This is a genomic window from Intestinimonas butyriciproducens (assembly GCF_004154955.1).
Classification (GTDB): domain Bacteria; phylum Bacillota; class Clostridia; order Oscillospirales; family Oscillospiraceae; genus Intestinimonas; species Intestinimonas butyriciproducens.
In genome coordinates, this window is the sequence record NZ_CP011524.1 from 739870 (window position 1) to 759936 (window position 20067).

19 protein-coding genes are annotated in these 20067 nt (G+C 47.4%); 10 read left to right on the plus strand and 9 right to left on the minus strand.

What is annotated here, in order from left to right:
- Positions 1–87 precede the first annotated feature (87 nt).
- On the plus strand, positions 88–1188 hold the full coding sequence (locus SRB521_RS03750) for a hypothetical protein (RefSeq protein ID WP_129868778.1): 1101 nt from the start codon (positions 88–90) through the stop codon (positions 1186–1188).
- A gap of 577 nt (positions 1189–1765) precedes the next feature.
- Here SRB521_RS03750 and SRB521_RS03765 read toward each other — a convergent pair.
- The 5 genes from SRB521_RS03765 to SRB521_RS03790 form a co-directional block, all read right to left on the minus strand.
- Positions 1766–2632: an aminoglycoside 6-adenylyltransferase AadE gene (locus tag SRB521_RS03765; protein WP_001255868.1), complete on the minus strand. Its 867-nt coding sequence runs from the start codon at positions 2630–2632 to the stop codon at positions 1766–1768.
- A 156-nt stretch (positions 2633–2788) separates the two neighbouring features.
- The gene (locus tag SRB521_RS03770) at positions 2789–3028 is read right to left on the minus strand and encodes an aspartate/glutamate racemase family protein (RefSeq protein ID WP_071585656.1); all 240 of its coding nucleotides are present in this window, start codon (positions 3026–3028) and stop codon (positions 2789–2791) included.
- Positions 3025–3756, minus strand: a complete 732-nt coding sequence (locus tag SRB521_RS03775) for a class I SAM-dependent methyltransferase (protein WP_022582627.1) — start codon at positions 3754–3756, stop codon at positions 3025–3027. Before SRB521_RS03775 ends, SRB521_RS03770 begins: the two co-directional genes overlap by 4 nt.
- A 96-nt stretch (positions 3757–3852) precedes the next feature.
- Positions 3853–4398, minus strand: a complete 546-nt coding sequence (locus tag SRB521_RS03780; RefSeq protein ID WP_007215980.1) for a P-loop nucleotide/nucleoside kinase family protein — start codon at positions 4396–4398, stop codon at positions 3853–3855.
- Between the two features lie 261 nt (positions 4399–4659).
- On the minus strand, positions 4660–5460 hold the full coding sequence (locus SRB521_RS03790) for a helix-turn-helix domain-containing protein (RefSeq protein WP_007834095.1): 801 nt from the start codon (positions 5458–5460) through the stop codon (positions 4660–4662).
- Between the two features lie 470 nt (positions 5461–5930).
- Between SRB521_RS03790 and SRB521_RS03795 the strand changes: the two genes are divergently transcribed.
- The 5 genes from SRB521_RS03795 (at position 5931) to SRB521_RS03820 (ending at position 9779) form a co-directional block, all read left to right on the plus strand.
- On the plus strand, positions 5931–6344 hold the full coding sequence (locus tag SRB521_RS03795) for a cysteine-rich VLP domain-containing protein (RefSeq protein WP_007215983.1): 414 nt from the start codon (positions 5931–5933) through the stop codon (positions 6342–6344).
- A gap of 110 nt (positions 6345–6454) precedes the next feature.
- Positions 6455–6850 (plus strand): replication initiator protein A, encoded by a 396-nt coding sequence (locus tag SRB521_RS03800; RefSeq protein ID WP_007215984.1) that lies wholly within the window; start codon positions 6455–6457, stop codon positions 6848–6850.
- A 183-nt stretch (positions 6851–7033) separates the two neighbouring features.
- A complete protein-coding gene (gene mobV / locus SRB521_RS03810; RefSeq protein ID WP_007215985.1) occupies positions 7034–7978 on the plus strand; it encodes a MobV family relaxase in 945 nt (314 codons plus the stop codon).
- On the plus strand, positions 7962–8177 hold the full coding sequence (locus SRB521_RS03815) for a hypothetical protein (protein WP_007215986.1): 216 nt from the start codon (positions 7962–7964) through the stop codon (positions 8175–8177). Before mobV (SRB521_RS03810) ends, SRB521_RS03815 begins: the two co-directional genes overlap by 17 nt.
- A 90-nt stretch (positions 8178–8267) precedes the next feature.
- Complete coding sequence (locus tag SRB521_RS03820; RefSeq protein ID WP_007215987.1) at positions 8268–9779, plus strand: recombinase family protein; 1512 nt, start codon at positions 8268–8270, stop codon at positions 9777–9779.
- A gap of 851 nt (positions 9780–10630) precedes the next feature.
- Here SRB521_RS03820 and SRB521_RS03830 read toward each other — a convergent pair.
- The 4 genes from SRB521_RS03830 to SRB521_RS03845 form a co-directional block, all read right to left on the minus strand.
- On the minus strand, positions 10631–10810 hold the full coding sequence (locus tag SRB521_RS03830; RefSeq protein ID WP_087214598.1) for a hypothetical protein: 180 nt from the start codon (positions 10808–10810) through the stop codon (positions 10631–10633).
- 47 nt (positions 10811–10857) lie between these two features.
- Positions 10858–11814, minus strand: coding sequence for a MobV family relaxase (mobV, locus tag SRB521_RS03835; RefSeq protein ID WP_116722225.1), 957 nt, complete (start codon positions 11812–11814; stop codon positions 10858–10860).
- 94 nt (positions 11815–11908) lie between these two features.
- A complete protein-coding gene (locus SRB521_RS03840) occupies positions 11909–12340 on the minus strand; it encodes a cysteine-rich VLP protein (RefSeq protein ID WP_087214601.1) in 432 nt (143 codons plus the stop codon).
- A gap of 67 nt (positions 12341–12407) precedes the next feature.
- Positions 12408–13262 carry an RNA polymerase sigma factor gene (locus SRB521_RS03845; protein ID WP_116722226.1) on the minus strand — a complete coding sequence of 285 codons (855 nt, stop codon included), beginning with the start codon at positions 13260–13262 and terminating at the stop codon, positions 12408–12410.
- Positions 13263–13497: 235 nt separating this feature from the next.
- Between SRB521_RS03845 and hsdR the strand changes: the two genes are divergently transcribed.
- From hsdR to SRB521_RS03865, 4 genes are read left to right on the plus strand one after another with little or no spacing between them, the layout of a single operon-like run.
- Positions 13498–15858 carry an EcoAI/FtnUII family type I restriction enzme subunit R gene (gene hsdR, locus SRB521_RS03850; RefSeq protein ID WP_087214605.1) on the plus strand — a complete coding sequence of 787 codons (2361 nt, stop codon included), beginning with the start codon at positions 13498–13500 and terminating at the stop codon, positions 15856–15858.
- A gap of 17 nt (positions 15859–15875) precedes the next feature.
- Positions 15876–17318 (plus strand): type I restriction-modification system subunit M, encoded by a 1443-nt coding sequence (locus SRB521_RS03855; protein ID WP_087214607.1) that lies wholly within the window; start codon positions 15876–15878, stop codon positions 17316–17318.
- A complete protein-coding gene (locus SRB521_RS03860; RefSeq protein WP_116722227.1) occupies positions 17315–18970 on the plus strand; it encodes a restriction endonuclease subunit S in 1656 nt (551 codons plus the stop codon). The genes SRB521_RS03855 and SRB521_RS03860 overlap by 4 nt, the downstream gene beginning before the upstream one ends.
- A gap of 50 nt (positions 18971–19020) precedes the next feature.
- Entirely contained in the window at positions 19021–19749 is a 729-nt protein-coding gene (locus tag SRB521_RS03865; protein WP_243647716.1) for an ImmA/IrrE family metallo-endopeptidase, read from the plus strand.
- Positions 19750–20067: the final 318 nt, after the last annotated feature.

A 20067-nucleotide genomic window follows, 5' to 3' on the forward strand; every position in this document is an offset into this window, starting at 1 on the left:
AAGCAAACAATTAAGGAATGTGTTTTCAATTACCAAGGGAAAATTATCAAGTCACAGCCCAAGGTTGACACCAAGCTGAGAATTCACATGGACCCGGATGGTTCTGTTATTCGGGTCGATAAAGGGGATAGCCAGTATCACTATTTTGAAATCTCTTCCGATGGCTGGTTGGAAAAAGAATGCGGAGATACCTACTTTTCAAGAAATATGATGCAAGCAGTCCTTCCAATGCCTAGAAAAAATGGTGATCTCAACTTGATTTTCAAATATTGCAGAATCCCAGCAGGCAGCCGAAATGTGTTCCTCGCCTATCTTGTAAGTTGCTTTATTGATATTATCCATCCTTGTCTGGTGCTACAAGGGGCGGCTGGTTCCAGCAAAAGCACAGTTAGCACGTTGCTTAAAATGCTGATTGACCCTTGTAAAAACAATGCACCTTGTATTTTTCCACAAAATGAATTTGAATTAAAAGATATCTACACGCATATGTATCTTGCCGCCTACGATAATCTTGATAGACTAAATAAAAAGCAAAGTGATATGATGTGTTCCATCGTAACAGGGACACAGATTATCAAACGAAAGCTGTTTACCGACTCTGAAAGCTGCGTCTATAATTTACGTCAACCCGTTATCCTTAATGGTATCAGCGGGATTGTTACAAAAGAAGATTTGTTGGACAGAAGTATCATCATCAATTTACCGTCCATATCTCCTGAGGAACGAAAATCTGAAAAGGCTTTGATTCGAGATTTTCAATCAGATTTGCCGGTGATTTTAGGGGGAATCTTTGATGTCCTTTCAAAGACATTAAAAATATACAAAGAAGATTCTATCGGTGACGCTCCCAGACTGATAGATTTCTATGAGTATGGCTATTATATCTGTGAAGCTATGGAAACAGGTCGAGGAAAACGATTTTGTGAAGAGTACCGTCAAATGACAGAAACACGGGATACAAATGTTTTTGCGTTGTACGATAATCCCCTTTACAATATTATTGATGGATTTCTAGAAGAAAATAGAAACCATTGGGAAGGGACGATGTCGGATCTATGGTCTGAGTTATGGAAAATGGATGATGAGTTTGGTGTAGGGGGTGTACCAGCTGCACCAAATCATCTGTCCAGAATCCTTACTCTTATGAAGGCTTCGCTACAAAAAGAGGGTATTTATATCTCATATTAGGTCAGTTTACAAGGAACTACACGCAGACCGTGAAACGGGCTGCTGACAACAAACGGCGGTATGCTCCCGGAGAGGGCAGCATACCGCCTGTTTTGTTGTCCGGGGTTTCCAAAGGGGTGCCCCCTTTGGCACACGACTTTGCTTGCAAAGTGTAGTGTGTTATACCTGCTGGCGTGGCTGACGGGGGAAACGGGGTGCGGTGCTTCTTGCGCCCCGTTTGCTCCGGCAGGAAAACAGGCTGAATTTTTGCGAATGGGAATGAGCAAAAAATCGGCCTGTTTTCAGAGAACGGCGGCAGGTATATGAAAGCCCCCGTCCCTCGTCCTACGCTCCGACTTGTGGACAAAGTGTCCCGAAGTTGTGGCCACACTCCCGGAAAAGTAGCAGGACAGCGGGCAACCGTCAAGGCTGAAATGAACGGGGTTACACCCGGCCTTGACCGCCGCCCGCCGCCCCGCTGGATGGGTGGACAAGGCGGCCAATCCCTCAAAGTGCTTGTCCGCGCTCTTTCTGATTTTGAGGTATTCAGTTTTTCAAAATTGAATAATCAAAATAAATTTTTTCGATTGAAAAAATTTTATTTGTTATCATCTTCAATGCCATATTTTTTCTTTTGCCGAATCACATAATTACTGATTTTTTCATCATATAGTGGATACTGGTAATCCAACTGGCATGCCACTTCTGACGAAACCTCCCGGAACAATGCCATACATTGTTCAAAGGATTCCCACATATGGGGATAGGAATCCATATTATAAGTGGACATAAGTCGTTCCCACAATTCCTCTGGGACATATTGCTTCATAAATTTATAGTTTTTTCCCAAACTGAAATGAAATCCCTGTTTGATACCAATCAGCCAGGAAATCATGCGAAGCAATTCTTTTCGTACTATATCATTCATATGGTCAATAGCAAAAAGAATTTCTTTGCGGCATAAGCCCTTTACTACATATGTTGTAGTATTCCAAAATTCATTACAGCAATCGTCAAACATTCTTTGAGTAGGCTTCTGCAAGTGGTAGTCTATATCCGTTGGTATTGGCGGCTTTACGATACGGTTGTCTTTATCCAACAGTAACTTTACCAGTTTATCCCATGTAAAATACTCGTCTATCAGTTCCAGCGGCAGCAAAGTTAAATCTATCTTAACATCATCAGTAAACAGCATTAAATATGAAAATCCCTTTTCTACAGCTGGAAATAATTCCATATCTTCCGGCTTTTGCAGAATCAACCTTTCACCAAATATATCTAGCCATTTATCATCACTTGTGAAGCTGTCCATATCCGTAACAAAAAAAGTAATATCAAAATCCTGAAAATCATCAGGCGGAATATTTGTATTTGTTCTAGATCCTTCCAAAGTAACCATGCGAATGCGTTTGTCTGTTTTTGCAAAATTCAAAACAATATCATAAACTTCCTTTTCTGATCTCATTTTTATCTCCTCCAATTATTGAAATAGGTGTGAAGCCATTTTAGGGCTTTCCCGCCTTGATTACCCTTTAGCAAAGACGGGCGGGGCTGTCAACGGCGGCGCATGAAATGCGCCGTTCATCTTGACCGTTGACTGGCTCGGCTGGCTTTGCTATTTTTATCGAATTGCATATTGGTAAATTGCATTGATATGTACTTGGGTTGTATTCACGATTGGCACATTAACATCTTCGGGCTTTATGGCAAGTGGCAGCTCCGTACAGGCGAGAATGAGTGCATCTACATTTTCTTTTTCAATGTATTTATTTGCCAGTGCAATCATTTTCTCTTTATCACTAGGAATTACTATGCCATTCTCTAAATTGGGGTATATCAGTTTTCCTAATAGAGATATTATTTTTTCGCTATCGCCTTTACAAGTAACATCATCGGGCGGCGAAGTTCATCTTCCATACCCGGAATATCCATCATCTCTTTAGGCGGTTCTGCTTCCTCTACAACTTTAAGCTCAAACCCATTGTTCAGCAATCCCATTATAATCTGTGTAAGTGTGTGATGTTGTTTTACTACATCACATCCTAAAAAATGTGTATTTCGTTCTCCTGTTATAAAGTAATTATCAATCGCCCAATATTGCGGTTTCCCATCATCTGTATAAATCCAATCCTGCCCAACTCCTGCGGTAAAAACAGGGTGTTCGATATTAAAAAGAAAAATTCCACCTGGTTTTAATGTCCTATACACTTTTTGAAATATTTCCACTATGTCCTCTATATAGTGCAGAGCTAAATTAGATATAACACAATCCCATTCATTTTCTGGATAGTCATATTCCTCTAATCCGCTAATACGATATTCAATTTGATTTCCTGAATTGCGCTTTTGGGCTTCCTCAATCATTTTCTTACTTAAATCGATCCCTAATATTTTTGTAGCTCCTTGTTCTTCTGCGAACTTGCAGTGCCAGCCATATCCGCACCCCAAGTCAAGAACAGATTTTCCTTCTAACGAAGGAAACAAAGGTTTTAATTGATGCCATTCACCAGCAGCTTTTAACCCCTCTTTACTGCGGGACATCTTTGCATATTCTTCAAAAAACTTCTCATTATCGTATTCATTATTCATAACATTAACATCTCCTATTTTATCCTTCGGCACCGCCGCCTCCAGGCGGCTCCCCAACTTCATCTGCTCGATAAATGGGAATTGCACCAAAACAATCTAAGACAACAATGCTGCCCTACTTGCGATTTTTTCTTGTACTGCGGAAACAGTTTCTTGAATGGAATAATTGGTCGTATCTACAACATTCGATTCATATATTCCCAGATTGCAAAATTGCTCCCACATTGTTTCTACCAATTCGATATTTGTTTTTCGGTCTAACTTTGAGCGTTCAACAGCCCGCTTTAAGGTTTCTTCCTTACTTGCCCTTAAAATAATATAATGCACCTCATAATGTTCCCGAACAAGAGCTTTCCATGGCTCCAAAAACCATGGCCCGACAATCCCATCTACAATTACATCATATCCGCCACGAGCATATCGCTTTGCAGCTTCTAAAAAGGCTTCAATGACAACCAGATTTTGCTCGTTGGATTCTGGCAAATGTGGTGGTATTGCGCCTTTGCTTAAGTAATGAAAAAAGTCATCGGTGTGCATATGCACTGATTTATCCATATCTGATTCCTTTGCGACAATTGACGCAGTTGTTGTTTTTCCTGTCCCCGGTGAGCCTGTAATCACAATAATTCTTCCTTGATTCATCTATATTTTACCTCCACAAATTTTGATTTGTTGATAACTCATTATATCATAATTCTTTCGGTACGTCAGCACGAAAATAAGTATGTGGTTTTTCGTAAAGTGGTCTTGTCAAATAGAAGCGGGGAGCCGGCTGTGAAGTGGAGTCCCATGGTTCCCTTATAGTCATAAGTTCGTTCTTTTCATTCATTGTAAACAGTGCTTCTACATGAAGCTGCATATAGTACGAGTTGCTTTTTCCCATTTTCTAATATTCTCCTACATTTATTTCTCTGCCTGTTCAATCATTTTCTTTACTAACCGCTGAAACAGGTCGGCGGTTTCCTCGTCCATCGGCGCAAGCTGTCCAATCTGTCCGGCTATCATCGCCGTTACATCGTCAATGGAAAGCGGTTTTTGTTTCTGTTCCGCCAGTGCGTCCCGCATGGCTTGGAACATAGCGGCGGTCACAGCTTCTCCCGGCTGTTCCCCGTTGTCTATGTCTTTCTTAATGTCCCGCAGGATAGCCAGGAACACATTTTTGATTTTTTCAATCTCCGCTTCATGTTCCCCCATCTTTTGGGCGTTCAAAAGCTGTAAATCCTGCTTCGCTTCTGCCCGGTGTTCCGGGTGTTCTTTCATCAGGTCGGACAGGGAAGCCGTTGCCATCTCGATAAGCTGGTTTCTTGCTGTTATGCCCTTTGCCGCCGTATCCTGAAAATAAATCCGTATCAAATCTATCAGCTTGGGAAAATTCCTGTGTTCCAACAGACGGTTGAGGATTTGCACATCAACAGCACCCGTCACAAGCCCCCTCACGGCCCCCTCTGACAAGCCTAATTCAGAAATATCGTAACTTTTACGGACGCTCACGGTAGACAAGCCCAGTATGTAGTCTGTCGATACCTTAAATTCCTTTGCCACACCTATGAGAATATCACTGCTTACCGTTCTTGTTTCGCCGCTGACAATGCGGCTCAATTGGGAAGCGGAAACGCCTATCTTCTCCGCAAGTTCCTTTTGTGTGATGTGGTTCCCGTTGCATAAATCGGAAATCCGCTGTCCGGGTGTTCCGGGTAAAGCCATAGACACGCACCTCCTCCGCATACTTCCATTATACAAGATAATTGCAAAAATGCAATTTCCAAAGTGTAAACTTCATCAAAATGCAATTCTCGCAAAAAGCCGGGATTTGCATTTTTTTCGTGTAGACTTAGGGTAGTTCATCGATGGACAGCACCTTGAAAACAGAATGACCGTCCGAAAAGAGAATACCACGGCTGGGGAAGCACCGCCAGGAGCCGGACTTTTGGACACTTTGTCCAGAGGTCACTTCGGGACAAAACGTCCCGAAGCTGCGGGGAGCGTGCCAACGCCGGAATACGCCGCTATTGTCGGGGCCCCCGCAAAGCCGCATGGCTTTGTGGGGAGAGGAGGAGCAGCGGAGCGAGTGAGTTTTGCCGCTTGCGGCGAAACGAGCGATACGCAGCTTGCGACGACGAGGCAGGAAACCTTTTCGGGGAGAACGGCAATGGAAAGCAAAATGGAGGGAACGCATGAGAGATAACCCCTATAAAGACTTGCCGCCGCTGGAACGCAGGCCGGACGGTTCCCTTTACCGCATGACACCGGCGCAGAAGAAACAGGCGGCCAGCCTGATACGCCGGGAGTGCTGTTGCTGTGAGGACGGCAACTGCATTGTCCTTGACGATGGGGACGCCTGCACCTGCCCGCAGACGGTTTCTTTCTCGGTCTGCTGTAAGTGGTTCCGCTGGGCGGTCTTGCCGCTGGACGGGACGCTGAAAGCGGAGATTTTCCGGGATAAGGACATGAAACGCTGTGCGGTTTGCGGCGGCGTGTTCGTCCCCAAATCCAACCGGGCTAAATACTGCCCGGACTGCGCCGCCAGAGTTCACAGGCGGCAGAAAACAGAAAGTGAACGGAAAAGGAGGTCTGCTGTGGACAGTTAGGAGCGGAAAAGCCTTGATTTATAAGGCTTCGCAGGCCCCAAACCGGGGCAGGTGGTATAAAGTATCGCCCGCCCCGGAAAACGGGCTTCTAACCGTCCACAAAACACGATATGACAAACACGATTTACATTCACCAGCCGGAACAGGCGTTCAGCTTCACCCGGCTCCCGAATTTTCTCTTTGAAGCCCCTACATTCAAGCCCCTGTCCAACGAGGCAAAGGTGTTGTACGCCTTTATCCTGCGCCGGACAGAGTTATCCCGCAAGAATGGGTGGGCGGACGAGTACGGGCGGATTTACCTGTACTATCCCATCTGCGAGGTAGTTGACCTGCTCCGCTGTGGGCGGCAGAAAGCGGTAAATACCATGCGGGAACTGCAATATGCCGGACTGGTGGAGATCCAGAAGCAGGGCTGTGGAAAACCCAACCGCATTTTCCCAAAATCCTATGAAGCGGTTCCGAACACCGACTTCAAGAAATCCCGTTCTGGTACGCCGGAGGGCTGAAAACCGTACCCATGAAGTACGGAAATCACTCCTGAGAAGTACGAAAACCGGACGGTATATAGAAATACAAAGATTAAAAAGATTGATTTATATTCTATCCATTCCAATCCTATCCGAGCTATTTTCTGCGGGATTTTCCCTGTGGAAAACCCCGGATAGGAAAGGAATGGGGAAAGGAGCAGAATGGCACAGCACGCAATTTTGCGTTTTGAGAAGCACAAGGGCAACCCGGCAAGGCCGCTGGAAGCCCATCACGAACGGCAGAAAGACCAATACGCCAGCAACCCTGATATTGACACCAGCCGGAGCAAATACAACTTCCATATCGTCAAGCCGGAGGGACGCTATTACCACTTCATTCAGAGCCGGATTGAGCAGGCCGGGTGCCGAACCCGCAAGGACAGCACACGGTTTGTCGATACGCTGATAACCGCCAGCCCGGAGTTTTTCAAGGGGAAATCCCCAAAGGAGATACAGGCGTTTTTCCAGAGGGCGGCGGATTTCCTCACCCACCGGGTAGGGCGGGAAAATATCGTGTCGGCGGTGGTACACATGGACGAGAAAACGCCCCACCTGCATTTGACCTTTGTTCCGCTGACAAAGGACAACCGCCTGTGCGCTAAGGAGATTATCGGCAACCGGGCAAACCTGACGAAGTGGCAGGATGATTTTCACGCCTACATGGTGGAGAAATATCCCGACTTGGAGCGTGGGGAAAGCGCCAGCAAGACAGGCCGGAAGCATATCCCCACCCGGCTTTTCAAACAGGCGGTTTCCCTCTCCCGGCAGGCAAGAGCCATTGAAGCCACACTGGACGGCATTAACCCGCTGAACGCCGGAAAGAAAAAAGAGGAAGCCCTCTCCATGCTGAAAAAGTGGTTCCCGCAGATGGAGAATTTCTCCGGGCAGTTGAAAAAGTACAAGGTCACAATCAATGACCTGCTGGCAGAAAATGAGAAGCTGGAAGCACGAGCCAGAGCCAGCGAGAGCGGCAAAATCAAAGACCGCATGGAGCGGGCAAAGCTGGAAAGCGAACTGCACGATATGCAAAGGCTGGTTGACCGTATCCCGCCGGATATACTGGCGGAACTGAAACGGCAGCAGCGGCAGTATGGAAAGGAAAGGTGATTTTATAAGTAACAATATCAGATACAAAAAGGAAACAGAAGTCGTGACTTTTCAGGGAAAGGAAATCACGCTGGAAAACCTCTCCCCGGTGTTCACGCCGGAGCAGGAAGCGACCAAACGCCGGGAACTGGAGCAGCAGCTTTATGAGGTGTTCCGCAAATATGCCGATAAGCGGCAGAAAGAGGAAGCCGGGGCATAAATCCCGAAGCCATCGTTGATTTGCGGGGCTGCTGGCGGTATAATAGAACTGTCAGCAGCTCCGTTTCTTTTTAAGAAAAGGAGCGACAAAATGAATAACAGGATAGACGCGATCTATGCAAGGCAATCGGTAGACAAAAAGGACAGCATTTCCATTGAAAGCCAGATTGAGTTTTGCAAATACGAATTGAAAGGCGGGAACTGTAAGGAATACACAGACAAAGGGTACAGCGGCAAGAACACAGACCGCCCGAAGTTTCAGGAACTGGTGCGGGATATTAAGCGGGGCTTGATTGCAAAGGTCATTGTTTACAAACTTGACCGTATCAGCCGTTCCATTCTGGACTTTGCCAACATGATGGAACTGTTCCAGCAGTACGATGTGGAGTTTGTGTCCTCTACGGAGAAGTTTGATACCTCCACCCCGATGGGGCGGGCTATGCTGAATATCTGTATCGTGTTCGCCCAGCTTGAACGGGAAACGATACAGAAGCGGGTGACAGACGCTTACTACTCCCGCAGTCAGCGGGGCTTCAAGATGGGCGGGAAAGCCCCTTACGGCTTCCACACCGAGCCTATCAAAATGGACGGTATCAACACAAAGAAGCTGGTGGTAAACCCGGACGAAGCGGCCAATATCCGGCTGATATTTGAGATGTACGCCCAGCCCACAACCTCTTACGGGGACATTACCCGGTACTTTGCCGAACAGGGGATTTTGTTCTACGGCAAGGAACTGATACGCCCCACACTGGCGCAGATGTTACGCAATCCCGTCTATGTGCAGGCGGACTTGGATGTGTACGAATTTTTCAAAAGCCAGGGTACGGTTATCGTCAATGACGCCGCCGACTTTACGGGGACAAACGGCTGTTATCTGTATCAGGGGCGGGATGTGAAGCCCAGCAAGAAAAACGACTTGAAAGACCAAATGCTGGTGCTGGCTCCCCATGAGGGCATTGTTCCGGCGGATATATGGCTGGCTTGCCGCAAGAAGCTGATGAACAACATGAAAATCCAGTCCGCCCGAAAAGCCACCCACACATGGCTGGCGGGGAAAATCAAGTGCGGGAACTGCGGATATGCGCTTATGAGTATCTTCAATCCGTCCGGCAGGCAATATCTCCGCTGTACGAAACGGCTGGACAATAAAAGCTGTCCGGGCTGTGGGAAAATCATCACTTCCGAACTGGAAGCGGTGGTTTACCAGCAGATGGTGAAGAAGCTGGAAAAGCACAAGACGCTGACGGGCAGGAAGAAAGCGGCAAAGGCCAATCCCAAAATCGCCGCCCTGCAAGTAGAGCTTCTCCATGTGGACAGCGAGATTGAAAAGCTGGTGGACAGTCTGACGGGCGCGAACAATGTCCTGCTCTCCTATGTGAATGTGAAGATAGCGGAACTGGACGGGCGCAAGCAGGAACTTGTGAAGCAGATAGCCGAGCTGACGGTGGAAACCATCAGCCCGGGACAGGTCAACCAGATTTCCGGCTACCTCGACACATGGGACGATGTATCCTTTGACGACAAGCGGCGGGTGGTGGATTTGATGATTACCACCGTTGCCGCCACAAGCGACAGCTTGAACATTACATGGAAAATCTGACGGGCGGTAATCCTCCCGTCAGACCGTTACCCTGTGTAGTCCCTTGTAAACTGTACTTTCCAGTAACACTAAAAACAACCGATTCGTCGAGTTATGGCGAGTAGCCCCAGATACACAGCACACTTCTTGAATTTATAATAACCTGCCAGCATTTTGGGTGATACTGGCAGGCTATGTGTCCTTTAAATTTTATTTTAAATGAAAACTCAATTTAAGAAAGGTGTTGCTCTTCTATGCTTATTCCCTGCTGGAAACACAAGCAGTTGCCATTCCTCGAAAGTTTAAAAATTTTATACTGTCCGCTTTACTTTTCCCTATATTTCCAGTATAATTCTTTTGTAACTGAGCGAACGATCATTGAGTAAGTGCGTATAAGACCTTTCTCAGCTATCGTGAAGTCTAACGAGTAAAATCTGCAATAGTCTTACGGAGCATCACAATAAAGGTGGCTAAATGTATAGCCACCCAATGTGATATAAGGACTCGTAAAGTTTAGGTTTTAACACCAAATCCGGCACGTCCGCCAATGCCGCAAAAGCCCTAAAAACCTTAGTTTTTTCACAACAAGGAGCAATTCGGCTGACACGTAAGATTTAGGTTCTCGTGCAGCAATGCGTGTGGGTTCGAGTCCCTTCAGGCGCACCAAACCAATATAATCCGAACCTATTCCCCATCGGGGATGGGTTCGGATTTATTGTTTTCTTTGACCGCTACGAAGCCACCCATTTCCGCAACGGATTGGAGCGCAAGCCGACCTCCAAGCCGAGAGGCCCAAGGAAAAAGAAGCAGACCCCATAAACGCAAAAAGGGCGGGCGCAGCCGTGTTCACGGTGCGCCCGCCCTTTTCGTCCCTATTCCGCTTTGGCCTCCTGCTTCTCCGCCTCCCGTTGCTTCTTCCATTCTACAAACTCCCGCTGGCCCTCCTCGCTCTCGTAGAAAGCGAGAATGTCCGGCATGATACAGCGGGCAATCGCTTCAATCTTGTGCTGGGGAATGTCTGTGTTGTTGATTAGTTTTTTCCTTCTTCCCAAGTGCTGCCTCCCGTTAGCATATTCAGTTTTCAAGGTGCAAAGCCGCGTTACCGCTGCTGGTCTTTAGAGTGGCTATCCCTCCCTTGTCCCCGCAAATCGTGAAGCAGCTCCTGCGGGATGCTCTCCACAAACCGCCGAAGCTGCTCGTTTTCCTGTTTCAGCCTCGCGGCCTCCAACTGTTTCTTGATGCTGCTGCCATCCTTGACCTTTTCTTTTAGTCCTTCATTCTCCTGCGTCAGATAGTCGATGGTGGCCTGATATTTTTTCATCTGTCCCAAATGACTTTCCAACCGGGGGAAAAAGCGTTTCAGCAGCGCCGCTGCTTCATCTCTCTTTTTCCCGGCGTTCAGCGGCGTGATCTCCGCCAACACCTTTTGAACTGTCGCCGCCTGTTTCGTTAAATCCACAGACTGTTTGAATAGCCATGTGGGGATATGTTTTCTTTTGGTGACGAGGGCGCTCTCGCCCCGCTTGAGGACGGGAAACGCCTTTTTCATGTGGGCGTGAAACTCATCCTGCCACTTGGAAAGTTGCGCCCGGTTGCCTAAAATCTCCTTTGCTGACAGCCGCCCGTCCTCCGTGATGGGCGTAAAGCAAAGATGTAAATGCGGCGTCTTTTCGTCCATGTGAACGACTGCGGAAAAAATATTACCCCGGCCTACCTTCTGCTCCATGAAGGCCACGGCCTCGGTAAAATAGGCCTGTATCTCCTTCTTGCTCCTGTTCGTGAAAAACTCCGGGCTGGCGGTAATGAGGGTGTCCACAAACATGGTGCTGTCCTTCCGTGTCCGGCACCCCGCCGCCTTGATCCGGCTGTCGATCTCCCGCCTGTACTTTTGTTCGGGCCGGATAATGTGAAAGTTGTCCCTGCTCCTGCTGGTGTCAATGTCCGGGTTGCTGGCGTATTGCTCTTTGGTGCGCTCGTGGTGGGCTTCCAGCGCCCCGGCTGGCCCCGCCTTGTGTTTGGCGAAGCGTAGGATTGCGTGCTGTGCCTTTTGCGTCATGGTACCTCCTTGTAGAAAGATAGAACCCCGTTTTGGGGGCCTTGTAGGGATTTATATTGCCTTGTCTGTTTTGCGGCTGAAAAGCCTTGATATATCAGTCTTTTCCGACCTCTATTTTTCTACTCTCCGCCCGCTTTTTCCTTGCGTGTTCGGCCTTCTGCCGCCGCTGTACCTTCGCCTTGCAGCCCTCGCAATATTTGGCCCGATAGGAGGGCGAAGAAAACGCCTTGCCGCACAGTTCACAATGCTTCAAGGCGTCGCACTGGAAAACTTCCGCTTCCAATCCTTTCCCTTCCTTGTCCTTCAACAGCACATGGCGGAAAAACTTGCAGCAGACGGAATAGGAAATGCTCTGGGGGCAGGTCACTTCCTCGCCTCTGTCAAGATAGAGGCAATTCCCGTTGTCGTAGTAGCTGCACAGGCCCTTGATGAGCCGTAGCGCCTCCCGCCGCTGTTTGGCGTCCATACGGTAAAGGGAACTGTCCGGCCTACGCTCGATAGGCGGAAAACCTTTGATGTTGAACATTCGCACCTTCTTTCCTTTAGTTTTGGGCAGCAAAAAGCCACGCCCGCCATTTTCGGCTTGCGTGGCTTTAGCGCCCTGTGTCTTTCTCGTATTGGATAAACCGCTTCTTGATGGCCTCCATCCGTTTCACAACCCCGCTGTGATTTTTGTACCCCAGCCTGTCCGCAATTTCCTCGTAGGTTTGGCCCTCCACCCGCAGTTCCAAAATCTCCATATCCTTATCCGACAGGGTAGCCTTGAACCGCTGGCAGAAGTCCTCAGCCTCCACTTGCATGGTGAAGTCCCCTGCTGGGTCTGCAATCTCATGGATGCCGCTGTTCTCGTCCTCTATACAGGCTTCCAGCGAAACCGTCTGTACCCTCTTGGAACGGGTGTGATACCATTTCCGCAAAAAGTCCTTGCGAACATTGGTGTCCCACGGTTCAAAGTCCTCGTCGCAGGGCATCTCCCGCACCGCATCTAAAACAGGCTGCCAACCTTGTTCCTTGATGGCGCGTTTGACCGCCAAGGAGAAAACCTCCGAAACATATTCCGGCGGGAAGAACGGGATGGGCGTATGGGGCGGCATACGAAACAGGACTTGCAGTCCCCAGCCGGTGATCTGTTCCACGCCCTTGACCCATAGAGGCAGGGCGTAGGATAAACGCCAAACGGGACACCAGCCCGTGTAATGCTCCTTCCAGCCGCCGAAGCCGAAGTGGGGAAACGCAAGGGACGCGGCGGCGTCCATAATCTCTTTCAAAAACTGGTCGCTGTCAACCAGCGAGATCAGTTCCTCCGAGGCGGCGAGAGCGGACAAGTCCCGCGGCAGTCGGCGGAGGGTGGGGTATTGGGAGAACAAATCTTCCGGTAGGAAGTAGACCAAGGGCAGATAGCGGATATTGCTGTCACAGGGAAACTGGACAAACGAAGGGCTGTTCATGGGTGAAACCTCCTTTCCTTTGAGAATTGATGAAGTTCATCTATTTATATACGACATAAGTATATACGTTTTGTTCCTATATGGCAAAATATTTTTTTGTAGTTAAAAACGGGCGTATTCAGCAGTGTTTCATTCTGATGTGTTCAGGGTAGAATTATGTTGGAAATTGCCAGCCCATATGCTATAATTATTTTGAGTTTTTGTGCCCATAACAGTACTACAAAGGGGAATGTGCATGGATAAGAGAAAATTAACAGAACAAGAAATCCGCACAAGATATATTACCCCTGCGATATCGAAGGCGGATTGGTCTGCTTCTCAGATACGGGAAGAGTATGCCATAACGAAAGGTCGCATTATTGCCAGAGGTGGTACATATAAGCGCGATAGGGCCAAATTTGCAGATTATGTTTTATTCATCAAGCCGCATATTCCGTTGGCCATTGTAGAAGCAAAAGACAACAATCACGCTGTTTCGGATGGAATGCAACAAGCTCTTGATTATGCGGAGAGGTTGTTAATTCCATTTGTATTCACTTCCAATGGTGATGGGTTTACTTTTCATAACCGCATGAATAGCGGAGGCGACAAGGAAGTTTTCTTGACCCTTGAACAATTCCCCTCACCAGATACGCTTTGGACGATGTATAAAGAAGGCACCGGGCTTACTGCACAGCAGGAAGCAGTCATTGCAGAACCCTACTATACGGCACGAGAAGACCGAACGCCAAGGTACTACCAGCTAAATGCCATCAATTTAACTGTTGAGGCGATTGCGCGTGGGCAGAACCGTGTTTTGTTGGTGATGGCAACCGGCACAGGTAAAACATTTACAGCATTTCAGATCATTTGGCGCTTGTGGAAATCTGGTGTGAAAAAGCGAATTTTGTATTTGGCTGATCGCAACGCTTTAATAGACCAAACCTATGTCAATGATTTTTCACCGTTTAAGGACAAAATGACGATTGTTCGCAATCGCAAGGTTGATAAATCTTATGAAATCTATCTGGCGTTGTATCAAGGCTTGACCGGGGATGGCGATAAGGAAATCTTTAAGCAGTTCTCTCCGGGATTTTTCGACTTGATTATCATTGATGAGTGTCACCGTGGCAGTGCAAAAGAGGACAGCGAATGGCGCGCTGTATTAAACTACTTTACCGCAGCAACGCAAATCGGTTTGACCGCAACACCGAAAGAAACAAAGGACATCTCCAATGTTGACTATTTTGGAGAGCCGATTTATACCTATTCCCTCAAACAAGGGATAGAGGACGGCTTTTTAGCACCGTATCGTGTCATTCGGGTTTTGCTGGATAAGGATGCAGAAGGATTCCGCCCCTACAAAGGTCAAACTGACAAATATGGTAATGAAATCCTTGACCGGGAATACAACACAAAAGACTATGACCGCGAATTGGTGCTGGAACAGCGAACCCGAATGGTCGCAAAAGTTGTGTCTAACTATCTCAAAAAGCATAATCTTTGCTATGACAAGACCATTTTCTTCTGTGTTGATACCGAACATGCTGACCGGATGCGCCAAGCACTTGTCAATGAAAACTCCGATCTCGTAAAGGAAGATGAGCGCTATGTTATGCGCATCACCGGCGATGATGACATCGGCAAAAAGCAGATTGATGCCTTCCGCGATGTTTCAAGCCGTTACCCGGTTCTGGTGACCACTTCTAAATTACTTACCACCGGCGTGGATGTGCAGATGGTGAAGTTTATTGTGCTTGACGCCAATATCAACAGTATGACGGAGTTCAAACAGATCATTGGACGAGGAACCCGTGTGCGCGAAGACCTCGGCAAAATGTTTTTCACTATTTTCGATTTTAGAGATTCTACACGACTTTTTGCTGACCCGGACTTTGATGGCCCGGTTGAGCAGGACGATTCTTTCACGCCATCAGAGGATGGACAAATACCCGATCTGCCCGGTGATCCGCCAACGGAGCCAGAAGAACCGCATTTCCCTGAGGAACCGGAATATCCAGGGGCAGGGGACGAGGAACACAAGCACGAGCGCCGTATGAAATACTTTGTTGACAATGTAGAAGTGACCGTACTCAAACAAAGGGTTCAATACATTGACAAGGACGGCAAGCTGATTACAGAATCCCTTACTGATTACACCAAGCGCAATGTGCTTGATCAGTATGCTACTTTGGAGGATTTCCTTACCGCGTGGAACAGCGCAGAGCGCAAGCAGGTAATCCTTGATGAGTTTGCAAGCCAAGGCGTGCTTTTGGAAGAATTGCAAGAGCAAATCGGCCGAGAGTTTGACCCCTTTGATTTGGTGTGTCATATTGCCTACGACCAACCGCCGCTTACCAGAAAAGAACGTGCTAACAACGTGAAAAAGCGCAACTATTTTGCTAAATATGGCGAACAGGCGCAAGCAGTCTTAAATGCTCTGTTGGAAAAGTATGCGGATTCCGGCGTTGTCAATTTGGAAAGCATGGATGTGTTGAAGGTAAATCCCATTAGGGAATTTGGCACGCCGCAATTCATCGTGAACAAGATTTTTAAGGGCAAGGCTGGTTTTACCGCCGCCCTGCGCGAATTAGAAAGCGAGCTGTACGTCGCTTGACATAGGAGGAAACCACGATGGCCGTTTCAGGCACAACAAAGGCGCTCAAGGATATCATGCGCATAGACGCTGGTATCAATGGCGATGCACAGTATATCGAGCAAATAACATGGATGCTGTTTCTAAAAGCTTTTGACTATAAAGAGCAGGAATGGGAATTGACAGAGGATGACTACTATCCCATTGTTCCAACGGAATATCGTTGGAGTACATGGGCTGCCGACGCCGAAGGGATAACCGGCGATGCCTTGCTGTCGCATATTGATACTATGTTCTCTGCTTTGCGTGACCTTGATATCAGCGATGACCCTAAGCACCGCAAATGGCTCATTAGGAGCATCATGGAGGGTGTCAACAACTTTATGAAGTCCGGCACCCTGCTGCGCCAAGTCATCAATAAAATCAATGCTGATATTGATTTCGACGCAATGCCTTCCGGCCACCTGTTTAACGGTCTGTATGAAACTATGCTGAAAGACCTGCAAAGCGCGGGCAAATCCGGCGAGTTTTATACGCCGCGCCCTGTTACCCGCTTTATTGTGGAGCAGGTCAATCCAAAGCTGGGCGAAACAGTCCTTGACCCAGCCTGTGGAACGGGCGGATTTTTGACCAGCGTAATTGATCGTTTTACTGTCAACACAACCGAAGAATATAAGACCTTGCAACGCACGATTAAGGGCATCGAGAAAAAACCGTTCCCATATTTGCTGTGTGTAACCAACCTGATAGCGCACGGCATTGATGTGCCTGATATTCGACACGAGAACACATTGCGCAAGTCAACAGGGGAGTATACAGCAAAGGATAAGGTGGAGGTTATTGTCACCAATCCGCCGTTTGGCGGCGCAGAAGAAAAAGCGATTTCGCAGTCTGTTCCCGCAGAGTTGCGTAACTCTGAAACTGCCGACCTATTTCTGGTGCACATGATGGCACTGCTGAAAGATGGTGGACGCTGTGGCCTCGTTTTGCCAGATGGCTTTCTGTTTGGGACGGGTGTTAAAGCTGCCATCAAGAAGAAGCTACTGGAAGAATGCAATCTGCACACCATCGTTCGCTTGCCCAAGGATGTATTTGCTCCTTATACAAACATCAACACAAACTTGCTGTTTTTCACAAAGGGAACACCTACTAAGGGTGTCTGGTACTACCGACTGGAAATGCCAAATGGGTATAAACATTTTTCCAAAACCCGCCCCATGATGGATGAGCACTTCCAGCCGGTGCGCGATTGGTGGAAAAACAAGGTAGAAAGCGATGTGTCGCAGTTTGTGCCAGCGGAAGATATCGCCGCCGCTGACTATAATCTGGACTTCTGCGGCTTTCCGCATGATACGGAGGAAATCTTGCCGCCGGATCAGTTTATCCCACAATACCTAAATGAGAAGGCCGTTCTCTCTGCCCGCATTGAGGAAATTTTAGGGCGTATTTCTGCCGCTGTGACACAGGAGGATGTGTTATGAAAGCCGCAGATTTGAGAAAGGCCATTTTACAGGCGGCAGTTCAAGGCAAGCTGGTGTCACAGGATAAAAATGATGAGCCCGCATCCGAATTGCTCAAACGGATACAGGCTGAAAAGGCTACACTAATTAAAGATGGCAAGCTCAAAAAAGAAAAGCCACTGTCGCCTATTACAGAAGATGAAATACCTTATGATTTGCCGGATGGATGGGTTTGGTGTCGGTTGGGTGAGGTGACTCTTTTTGTTGCCACGGGTCCCTTTGGAAGTATGCTCCATAAATCTGATTATGTGAAATCCGGTATTCCTCTTGTCAATCCCGCTAATATGCAGAATGGCTCAATTGTTCCATCTGAAAGGATGCTGGTAGATGAAACCACCCGAGAGCGGTTGAGCAGTTATGTATTACATGAAGGTGATATTGTTGTCGCCCGGAGAGGCGATTTAGGGCGTTGTGCTGTTGTTACGCAGAGCGAAGACGGATGGATATGCGGTACGGGTTCCTTTTTTCTTCGGATCGCATCATCTATGTTTTTGCCGTTTTTTTTGTTATTTTTTGAAACATCATTATGTCGGGAACAACTAATGGGTGGATCAGTTGGAACCACTATGAGCAATTTGAATCATGCCATTTTAAAAAGCATTTATTTTCCGTTACCCCCGATTAAATTACAACAACGCATTGTTTCCAAAGTGAACGAACTGATGGCTCTGTGTGACGAGTTAGAGGCTACCGAGAAGGAACTGGATGCATTGGAAAGTCACTTCTTCGACTATCTGCCAAAGTCTATTTTGCAGGCGGCAGTACAAGGCAAGCTGGTGCCGCAGGATAAAAACGATGAGCCTGCATCCGAATTGCTCAAACGGATACAGGATGAAAAGGATGCACTTATCAAAGAGGGCAAATTAAAAAAAGAAAAGCCATTGCCGCCAATTACAGAGGATGAAATACCGTATGATCTGCCAGATGGATGGGTATGGTGCCGTGCTATTGATGTTTGTTCCTATATTCAGCGTGGTAAATCACCCACATACTCGGAAACAAAAACATATCCTGTTGTTTCACAGAAATGCGTTCAGTGGAAGGGTATGGATATGAGCAAAGCCCGATTTATTGCACCTGAAACTGTGTCTAAATATGAGGAAAGCAGAAAACTAACAACCGGTGACTTGTTATGGAATTCCACAGGACAGGGAACCTTGGGCAGAATTGCTATTTACGATGAGCGACTCAATCCATATAAATATGCTGTAGCAGATTCTCATGTTACAGTCTTACGGCCGTTACAAGTATTATCAAAGTATATGTATTACTGGTTTGCTGGGCCAGAAGTGCAGAGTACCATCGAAGAAAGAGCGACTGGCTCTACAAAGCAAATTGAATTAGCAACTTCCACTATTATGAGCTATATTTTCCCCCTCCCACCACTTGAGGAACAGCAACGCATCGTCACCAAAGTGGATGAGTTGATGGCTTTGTGTGACGAATTAAAGCGTGTTGCCGACCAGCCAATCAACCATGATAATGTGATACCGTTCCCGGCGGAACCAAAAGAAAATATTGAACCGATTGCGATGGCCGCTCGCGGAAAAGTGGAGGGTATATCTGACCAAGCAAAGCAAGCTATTGAAGATTTGTTTGGAGAGGATGAATAATGAATAGCGCTCCAACTCCTGCGGCAAAAGCAGAACAGGTTTTGGCAAGTATGGGCATTACCGATCCGCCCGCCCTTCATTTAGATGAGATAGCAAATGCGCAAAACATTCGCGTGGGCAAAAGAGAACTGCCCGATGACCCAAATCTCAGCGGTCTACTGCTATTTCGTGGCAAGAAGCGTGCCATTCTCATCAATACATTTATCCACAACACAGGACGCATCAATTTTACCTTTGCCCATGAGTTAGGGCACCATTTTTTACAGCATTCCCCAACATATTTCTCTGATGGGCAGCAGGGCTTTCGCTGCACGCCAGAGGATATGCAAACCGGCATTCATTCCAAAGAAGCAGAAGCCAATCGTTTTGCATCAGCACTGTTAATGCCGGAAGACCAGTTTTACTTTAGCATGGTGGGCGCGGTTTTAGACTATACCCTCATCAATAACCTTGCCCGACAGTTCTATGTTTCAAAACACGCTTGCTGTAATCGTCTGCTTGAATTTACCAAAGACCCGTGCATTGTAATTCGCAGTCAAGGCTATCTGATTACAGAGATAAAAACTTCCGCAGCGGCCCGCCGCAAATTGCCAGCACTGAAACAAATTCCACCGGGTACTGTGGCTTACGAGGCAATCACAGCAAAGCGAAATCAAAATGCTTTTGAAGTAAGTGATTCTGCAAAATGGTTCTTGAAGCCCAACCACTCTATTCAACTTTACGAGTGGACAAGGGGCGACTGGGAACACGGCGTGGCGATGACAATTTTGAGATGGTAAGCGGCTCACAAGCAAGTATACCTGCCGCCGCTCTCTGAAACCGAACAGGATTTTTGTTCACTTCCGTTCACAAAAACCTGTCCGCTTTCCTGCCGGTGAAAACGGGTGTGTCAATACACGACACCCCCGTTTCCCCCGTCAGCCGCGCCTGCAGGTATAACACACTACACCTTGCAAGCAAGGTCGTGTGCCAAAGGGTGCCCCTTTGGAAACCCGGTTTTGTCGGCGTGTGGCCACAGATCGCATTTCTGCGTCTGTGTCCCCACCCCTCCAAAACCCAAAGAAGCGGCGCACATCAGCCCGTGGGGTGGGCTGATG

Bases quoted from the DNA above. Each gene is read 5' to 3' on its own strand.
- SRB521_RS03750 (WP_129868778.1), top strand. From the start codon at position 88: ATGGACCCGGATGGTTCTGTTATTCGGGTCGATAAAGGGGATAGCCAG.
- SRB521_RS03765 (WP_001255868.1), bottom strand. From the start codon at position 2,632: ATGAGATCAGAAAAGGAAGTTTATGATATTGTTTTGAATTTTGCAAAA.
- SRB521_RS03775 (WP_022582627.1), bottom strand. From the start codon at position 3,756: ATGAATAATGAATACGATAATGAGAAGTTTTTTGAAGAATATGCAAAG.
- SRB521_RS03780 (WP_007215980.1), bottom strand. From the start codon at position 4,398: ATGAATCAAGGAAGAATTATTGTGATTACAGGCTCACCGGGGACAGGA.
- SRB521_RS03790 (WP_007834095.1), bottom strand. From the start codon at position 5,460: ATGGCTTTACCCGGAACACCCGGACAGCGGATTTCCGATTTATGCAAC.
- SRB521_RS03795 (WP_007215983.1), top strand. From the start codon at position 5,931: ATGAGAGATAACCCCTATAAAGACTTGCCGCCGCTGGAACGCAGGCCG.
- SRB521_RS03800 (WP_007215984.1), top strand. From the start codon at position 6,455: ATGACAAACACGATTTACATTCACCAGCCGGAACAGGCGTTCAGCTTC.
- mobV (WP_007215985.1), top strand. From the start codon at position 7,034: ATGGCACAGCACGCAATTTTGCGTTTTGAGAAGCACAAGGGCAACCCG.
- SRB521_RS03815 (WP_007215986.1), top strand. From the start codon at position 7,962: ATGGAAAGGAAAGGTGATTTTATAAGTAACAATATCAGATACAAAAAG.
- SRB521_RS03820 (WP_007215987.1), top strand. From the start codon at position 8,268: ATGAATAACAGGATAGACGCGATCTATGCAAGGCAATCGGTAGACAAA.
- mobV (WP_116722225.1), bottom strand. From the start codon at position 11,814: ATGACGCAAAAGGCACAGCACGCAATCCTACGCTTCGCCAAACACAAG.
- SRB521_RS03840 (WP_087214601.1), bottom strand. From the start codon at position 12,340: ATGTTCAACATCAAAGGTTTTCCGCCTATCGAGCGTAGGCCGGACAGT.
- SRB521_RS03845 (WP_116722226.1), bottom strand. From the start codon at position 13,262: ATGAACAGCCCTTCGTTTGTCCAGTTTCCCTGTGACAGCAATATCCGC.
- hsdR (WP_087214605.1), top strand. From the start codon at position 13,498: ATGGATAAGAGAAAATTAACAGAACAAGAAATCCGCACAAGATATATT.
- SRB521_RS03855 (WP_087214607.1), top strand. From the start codon at position 15,876: ATGGCCGTTTCAGGCACAACAAAGGCGCTCAAGGATATCATGCGCATA.
- SRB521_RS03860 (WP_116722227.1), top strand. From the start codon at position 17,315: ATGAAAGCCGCAGATTTGAGAAAGGCCATTTTACAGGCGGCAGTTCAA.
- SRB521_RS03865 (WP_243647716.1), top strand. From the start codon at position 19,021: ATGGGCATTACCGATCCGCCCGCCCTTCATTTAGATGAGATAGCAAAT.